General features: G+C 30.3%; 7 protein-coding genes and 1 pseudogene. 2 read left to right on the forward strand and 6 right to left on the reverse strand.

What is annotated here, in order from left to right; genetic code table 11:
• Position 1 precedes the first annotated feature (1 nt).
• Positions 2 to 550 carry a YbhB/YbcL family Raf kinase inhibitor-like protein gene (locus tag AC061C_RS06720; RefSeq protein WP_478290533.1) on the reverse strand — a complete coding sequence of 183 codons (549 nt, stop codon included), beginning with the start codon at positions 548 to 550 and terminating at the stop codon, positions 2 to 4.
• Positions 551 to 638: 88 nt separating this feature from the next.
• A complete protein-coding gene (locus AC061C_RS06725) occupies positions 639 to 1,478 on the reverse strand; it encodes a helix-turn-helix domain-containing protein (protein ID WP_478290534.1) in 840 nt (279 codons plus the stop codon).
• A 446-nt stretch (positions 1,479 to 1,924) separates the two neighbouring features.
• Between AC061C_RS06725 and AC061C_RS06730 the strand changes: the two are divergent.
• A pseudogene (locus tag AC061C_RS06730) lies at positions 1,925 to 2,557 on the forward strand (IS6 family transposase).
• A gap of 147 nt (positions 2,558 to 2,704) precedes the next feature.
• On the opposite strand, the gene AC061C_RS06735 reads toward AC061C_RS06730, so the two are convergent.
• The 3 genes from AC061C_RS06735 to AC061C_RS06745 are packed head-to-tail and all read right to left on the reverse strand — an operon-like array spanning position 2,705 to position 3,706.
• On the reverse strand, positions 2,705 to 3,112 hold the full coding sequence (locus AC061C_RS06735) for a hypothetical protein (protein ID WP_458566487.1): 408 nt from the start codon (positions 3,110 to 3,112) through the stop codon (positions 2,705 to 2,707).
• Positions 3,113 to 3,116: 4 nt separating this feature from the next.
• Entirely contained in the window at positions 3,117 to 3,386 is a 270-nt protein-coding gene (locus tag AC061C_RS06740; RefSeq protein WP_478290535.1) for a hypothetical protein, read from the reverse strand.
• Between the two features lie 47 nt (positions 3,387 to 3,433).
• Positions 3,434 to 3,706 carry a hypothetical protein gene (locus AC061C_RS06745; RefSeq protein ID WP_478290536.1) on the reverse strand — a complete coding sequence of 91 codons (273 nt, stop codon included), beginning with the start codon at positions 3,704 to 3,706 and terminating at the stop codon, positions 3,434 to 3,436.
• Between the two features lie 345 nt (positions 3,707 to 4,051).
• Here AC061C_RS06745 and AC061C_RS06750 point away from each other — a divergent pair, with 345 nt between their 5' ends.
• On the forward strand, positions 4,052 to 4,249 hold the full coding sequence (locus tag AC061C_RS06750; protein WP_478290540.1) for a transposase: 198 nt from the start codon (positions 4,052 to 4,054) through the stop codon (positions 4,247 to 4,249).
• 406 nt (positions 4,250 to 4,655) lie between these two features.
• Here AC061C_RS06750 and AC061C_RS06755 read toward each other — a convergent pair whose 3' ends face one another.
• Positions 4,656 to 6,332 (reverse strand): outer membrane beta-barrel family protein, encoded by a 1,677-nt coding sequence (locus AC061C_RS06755; RefSeq protein WP_478290537.1) that lies wholly within the window; start codon positions 6,330 to 6,332, stop codon positions 4,656 to 4,658.
• Between the last annotated feature and the right edge of the window lie 104 nt (positions 6,333 to 6,436).

Below are 6,436 nucleotides of genomic sequence, written 5' to 3' on the forward strand. Positions count from 1 at the left end.
GTTATCTTTTATAATGTGCGACAATAGTTGCTTTTGCGATGGTGTTGGCCCATAAATTGTAGCCAACTAACTCAGGATTAGCAGTTGAGTCTAATACTAGTTTGTCTGTTTTTAGTGCGTAAACAGTAAAAATATAGGTGTGAATACCATGACCCGCCGGTGGACATGGACCCCCAAAACCAGTTGCGCCAAAGCTTGTAGTACTTTGAATTGTTCCTGCAGGCATTAAATTTAAAGCTGGATTTCCTGCTTTGGAAACAATTTCATTACTATTTGACGGAATGTTAAAAGATACCCAATGCCACCAACCTGCTCCTGTAGGCGCATCTGGATCGTAGCACGTAATAGCAAAACTTTTGGTTCCTTCTGGAGCATTTGCCCAGCTTAATTGGGGTGACGCATTGTTTCCGTTACAGCCAAATCCATTAAACTCGTTTTGAATGGTAAAGGATCCGCCCAGATCTTTACTACTTAGCGTAAACGTTTTTTGAGCAAAAAGAGTACCTGTAAAAAGTAATACAGCCAATAAAAATAAAAATGATTTTTGCATGATTTATAGTTTAAAAATTACACTACAAAATTCATTAATATCGAGATAAAATCTAAAAGTAAAAAGCTCAAAAAATGTTGCTAAAAGGTCAAATATTAATTTGTGATTGTTTTGGAGTGGTTCCAAATTTGTTTTTGTACGCTTGAACAAAACTCGATAAATTTTCAAAACCTATTTCTTCGTACACATCAGAGGCACGCATTTTTTTGGTTTGCAATAAGTAGGCAGCGTGCTCTAGTCTTTTTTCTTGAAACCATCGAATTGGGCTTGTTTGAAATTCTTTATCAAAGTAGCGTTTGAAAGTGGAAACGCTCATGTTACATAAAAACGAAAGCTCTTGGATGCTTAAATTCTTCAAAGCATTTTTGTGCATTGTATCTACAAATGATTTTGCCGATGGGTTTTGATGTTGAACAAAATTCAATAAAAAATCGACTCCCTTTATTTGTATGAGATACAATAAGATTTCCTCAAATTTTAACGGCAGCATTTTGTTGATAAAATCAACAGGTTGTGTTTGAAGGTGAACCAAACTTTTAACAATATTTTGAATCACTCGATCGTATTCTGTGATAATAAAAGGATCGTTATTTTGTTTGTGATTGTTCTTGTAATCGTATTTTTTTAGAAAGTCCTCAACGGCTTTGTCTGAAAAAAAAAGCAACATACTGCGGTAATTTTGACTCAAAGAAATGCTTTCGCTCATCAAGCAATTGCCCGCTTTGATAATAACAAATTTATCGTTTTCGATGCGGGTTGTGTGGTTTTGAGTGATGAGTTCTTTGGTACCGTTGAGCAAGAAACTAAAAACATTTTTAGATAGTTGTACCTTGTTTTTATTGATACTTTTCGAAATAAAATACTCATACAGTTGTAGTTCACTATCGCTGGTGGTTTCTATCTGCTCAGGTAAATATTGAATTTCCATTTTTTTGTAATTAATAGGTACAATCGTTTCAATGTTGAAAATAGTTAGCTATAGGCCAAATATTTTTTTCAAATATAGGAATCTGGTTTAAAATTGCAAGTTTTATGCTGTTCAGTTCTGTAGCAAGCATATCTGTTTTGATCAAAGATACTATAAATATAAAAAATAATAAATAGTAGTATTACTTTAGTAGGACTTCTGGATTAGTGAGCTGCGTGAGAAATTTGGTAGTGTGTTTCAAAAAACAAGTAGGTAGTTTTAAAAGTCAAGCTGTAAAAGTAGTTTTAAAGCTTAAGTTTTAAACAAAAAAAATGAGCTCAATCCAATAGCTCATTAGTTTCAGAATTGAACATAAGGGCTCTGTCGCATCTAAAGTTAAGTTTTATCTTTGTCTGTTTAAAATTCTTAAACTCATGAATACGTAAGGTTATTGCTATCCGAAATCTATTATACTGCAGGCATTATATTTTAAGCTTAGGTTTACATTAAGCTATCGTGATGTTTAAGAGATCATGAAAATGCGAGGAGTTTCTGTTGATCATGCTACGATTCAATGTTGGGTATATAAGTTATTACCTTTGTTTGATTCAGAGATGAAGATGAGAAAATGAAGAGTGGGGACGAGTTGGAGCATGGATGAGACCCATATCAAAGTAAAAGGTATTTGGTGTTATTTATATCGAGCGGTCGATAAATTAGGCAATACAGTAGACTTTCTTTTGACCAGAAAAAGACAGAGAATGAGTGCTCAGTCGTTTCTAATTAAAGCAAATGGTAGTAATTGCCGGCCATGAGTAATTAACATTGATAAAAGTGGTTCTAATACCGCAGCGATTAAAGTATATAACAAGCGTTCTTTCTCAAAGATTAAAATCCGACAGTGTAAATATCTCAACAATATTGTAGAACAGGATCATCGATTTATAAAATGGAGGATACAAAACGGGTTAGGCTTTAAAAGCTTTGAATCGGCCAAACGAACCTTGAGCGGAATTGAAGTTGTCCATATGCTGAGAAAGAATCAGATGATTGGACCATGGCTAACTATGTTTAAATCTTTCTGTAAATTGGCTGATTAAACTTTAAATTACTTAAATTCTTATATTTGATTCTGACAGATGCGACAGAACCTGAAACCATAGCTATAGATTTTTTCTCGGCGGTAGCCAAAACACCATTTCCTCTCAAAACTAATTTTATGAATTAGGCAAATTGTTTTAAATTACCTAGTTCCCATCATAAGTAATTGTCCAGCCCAAACTATCTAATTCTTTCAAATTATATTTACCAACTTTAAATCTTTTATCAAAAATAATTGTTCTTATGTTTTTATTGATATACTCTTGATCCTTTTGAAAATAGTAAATAATATACAAATAACCATCTACTGAATTTTGGAGTATATCAGATTTTATACTATTCTCACCTCCTCTTACAATTGGAGAGCCAACAGAATGAGCAGGAATTATAGCTCCTCCTGAATTTTGGTGATAATTATAATCTTCTTTATCAATAGTTATTGTTTCACAAAATAATTTATTTGAAGTTTCATTTTTAATTTTAAGCTTATCTTTATTATATTCACATCTGGTAAATATTAATAGTAACACTATTAATAAAAATTTATTTTTCATAATGTTAGTTTTTTAAATAAACAGGATTTTTAGGATTAAATTCCCCAGACCACCAATACCATAATTGATTTGCAGTTTTTTCAATGTAAAAATTTTCTGAATTTTCCATTCTAGATGTTAGAAAACTTGGTATAGCAATAAATGGCAAATAATAAGTTCCTATTAATCTAAATTGTAATACATGGCCAGGTTCATGGGTACTATAATATTCATTACTACTTGCCCCAGTAGGATAAAGAACAAATGGTCCAGGAGTTATAGCTCCTCCAGTCATTACGCTTGACTCAAACTCAGGAACACCATAATGCGATCCTTTAAATTTTAAAAAATCAAATCCAATATCTGATTGAAATTAGCTAAATATTGTCCAGGATGAAACGAATCGTCTCCTTTATCTTTTTTCACCTCTTTAACTGTTTTAGACTTTACAACCGGCTCACTTTGAGTAACTCCGTTTTGTTTGTCCGTGCCATACCCCAAATCAGTCTTAAAAGAAACGTTAAAAAACACTCCAGCATTTTTTGATGCAGATTTCCAATCGCCTGTTTGTTTGTATTCATTGTAAGTTGTTGCAAAATGAGTAACCTGCTCCAATTAAAGCTACTCCTACAGGCGCTAATGGTGTAAACATTAAAAGTGTTCCGCCAATTATTTGAGCCCCAGCAATAATTTCATTTGTGTTTTTTCCTCCTGATCATAAGTTGATAAAGAAATAAGAGTTAAAGTCAATAATAATAGTTACTTCATTGTATCGTTTTTTTATAATTACTGCTAACGTCAGTTTGAGAAAAAACCTCCGTTGTATTATCATCAAATATAATAAAATACTAGTATGAAAAGAAGATTTTTCATATTTTTAAGAATGCAGCACACTACCGGAATTTGCCGCCATCAAATGTGTTTTTCAAGTTTAAAAGATACTATAAGCCTGATAATTTGGTGTTATTAATATATGTTTTTGTCGAATATATAGACTTCTCTAAACGCGATTGTGCTGTAAAAGCGCTCAAGACTGAAGGTCGTTCGAGTTTCAATAATAAAGTATTTCTAAAGATGTATTTATATTGTTATTTCAACGGGGTCAGGAATGATCGAGATCTAGTAAAGGAATGTTTAAGAAACATTGAAATGCAATAGCTTTTAAAGGATATTCGTCCCAATTACGACAGCATCTCAGATTTTAGAAAGACAATCCCACTGCCTTGAAAAAGCTATTTAAACTATTTGTTTCGTTCTTGAAAGATGCTGATTTGATAGGTGGCGAAACCATAGCTATCGATGGTTTTTTAGCGGTGGCCAAAATCTAAATCCGTGTGAAAACTAATTTTAAGGGTAAGGTGACGTATGCCCGAAAGTAAAGGAAAACACGTAAAAACCATCTTGATTTTACTTCACAAAAAAAGAGGACACTTAATCCTCTTGAAATTTACTCAAATAACTTTACGATAACTCCATAGTTCCTGCCAATGAACGGTTCCGTTCAACACAGGTTTCATTGTTCGGCTTGCAGCCGCAACGAAACCTTATCTGTTGTGTGTTGTTTTTATCTAATTCGATTGGAGTTTTCGTCAATTTTTCTTTCTTGATAATTTGAATCTTTAATCCTTCCAAATTTATAACTTATTGAAAACGATATTTCTCTTGTATCAGTATAATATATTCCTTCTGAAGCTATATCATTTATTGTGAAGTTTTCATTAAAATTCATATTTCTAAAAACATCATTAAAGCTTAAGGTACAATCAAAATTTTTAAATAACGTTTTAGATAATGCTAAATCCATTATGAATAATGAGTTTCTTTTAAAAACTCCTTCACTTCGTTCTGTAAAACCCCAACCTGTAACAGAAATATCAAATTCTTTTGGTAATTCAAAAATATGATTTGAGTAATAGTATAAATATGGTTTTGATTCATTAAAAACAGCAGATTTATCTTCAATTTTGTTTAGGATAAAATTGAAATTGTTTGTAGAAGTCCAAAATTTTTGTTTAAATGGAAGCATAAATTCTAAATTAACCCCAGACTCTTTAGCATAATTAATAGAGTTAAATGAAATCAAATTTATTGAAGAATCATATGAAAATGCAAAATATACTGGATCTTTACTTTGAAAGAAATTTAGCTTTACAGATTTATTTTTATACTGAAAAGTCCCCGAAATTTCATCTGATATTGTTGGGTTTAAATTGATATTTCTTGAAAATACTAAAAAAGGATTTGTATAAATTGAAATTTGGCTTGTTGATGAATAATTAGGTCTTGAAATACTTTTTGCATAATTAAGACTTATAGTTTTTGTACTATCTAGTGGTATATCAAGCTGAAATTTAGGAAAAAAATTAGTGTAATTTTTATCAATCAATAAATTATCATCAATCTTAAATTTTCCTTTAATGTTCGTATTTTCTGTTCTTATACCAAACAAATAATTTAATTTTTTAATTTTCCCAGACAATTGAGTATAACCTGTTATATTTTTCTCCTTAAAATTATAATTTGTAAGCTCATTGTTATTTGAAATAAAATCTATAAGCTCAAAATTTGTATTTGCGTCTGCTGATAAATATAATGCCCCAATTTCCCATTTCATTTCATTTTTAAATAATTTCTCCAAATCTGTTCTACCTGAAAATACATTTACATTAAATTTTTGATTTCTGTTTTGTGTTAAGTCAAATTGAGTATTATCATAATTATTTTGGATTACGCTATTTGATTTTTGGTTAAAACTGGAGAATTGAAAACCAGTAAATAATTTTGCGTCTAAACTCTTTATTTTTTTGTTGTAATTTACAAACGAATTTAAAAAATTTCTGTTTTCATCATTGTTATTCAATGTTTCAATGTTATTTTGAATATTGTTTTGGTCAATGAAAGAATTTGTCGTGTTTTTGTCATTGTCTTTTTGAATTTTCCCACTAATATTAAATGATAAGTAATCAGCTTCATTAATTTGATGATAAATACCACCTCCAAGAATAAATTGACGTCTTTTTGTATAAGATTCAGCAATAAAATCTGAAGTTATATTGTTATTTGAAATTTCAAAATTATTCCCAATACTTTCCCAAGGACTTAGTTGATTATAACTAAAATTAGTTTTTATTTCTGTTTTATTCTTTTTAAAACTTGAATTTATTCCCAAATAATTATTATATCTTTTTTTTAAAGAAGCAACTTCAGATATATTAGTTTCAAAACCATCTTTTTTACTCAACTTTCGTGTAATTAAAATTACTGCTTTTCCTTCAGCTTCATATTTCGACGAAGGATTTTTTATGATTTCTATAGTTTTAATATCCTCAACTGATAAAGCGTTAA

It is taken from the genome of Flavobacterium sp. GNP010 (genome assembly GCF_056428945.1).

Bases quoted from the DNA above. Each gene is read 5' to 3' on its own strand.
- AC061C_RS06720 (WP_478290533.1), bottom strand. From the start codon at position 550: ATGCAAAAATCATTTTTATTTTTATTGGCTGTATTACTTTTTACAGGT.
- AC061C_RS06725 (WP_478290534.1), bottom strand. From the start codon at position 1,478: ATGGAAATTCAATATTTACCTGAGCAGATAGAAACCACCAGCGATAGT.
- AC061C_RS06735 (WP_458566487.1), bottom strand. From the start codon at position 3,112: ATGAAAAATAAATTTTTATTAATAGTGTTACTATTAATATTTACCAGA.
- AC061C_RS06740 (WP_478290535.1), bottom strand. From the start codon at position 3,386: ATGACTGGAGGAGCTATAACTCCTGGACCATTTGTTCTTTATCCTACT.